At 46.1% G+C, this 297-nt stretch carries 1 pseudogene; it reads right to left on the reverse strand.

What is annotated here, in order from left to right:
* Positions 1-297: pseudogene (locus ACEN33_RS12525) on the reverse strand (IS30 family transposase); the annotation flags it as partial.

The following is a 297-nucleotide window of genomic DNA, read 5'->3' on the forward strand; positions in this document are numbered from 1 at the left end:
CGGTTTCAAAGTGATGATGATTTTGGAAAGACGCTCTACTAGCGTGATAACAGCACTCTTGTGGTGAACACCCACAATGGTATCTCCTTCGAGATGACCGAATTCTTCGGTGAACGCTGGATAGTCTGCCTCTCTTTCCACGATATTTCGCTTGAAGGCTTGTTTTCCGCGACGTTCTTGATGCCCGTTTGGCTTACGTTTTCCTTTCATGGGTAAGGTTTTTTCATCGAACACCTTTTCCTTGAAACGCCGATAAAGCGTCCGCATGGAACAGTCAATGGGTTTTTCTTTACGCCC

The sequence above is a fragment of the Ruoffia sp. FAM 24228 genome (assembly GCF_045528575.1).
In the GTDB taxonomy this organism is placed as follows: domain Bacteria; phylum Bacillota; class Bacilli; order Lactobacillales; family Aerococcaceae; genus Ruoffia; species Ruoffia halotolerans.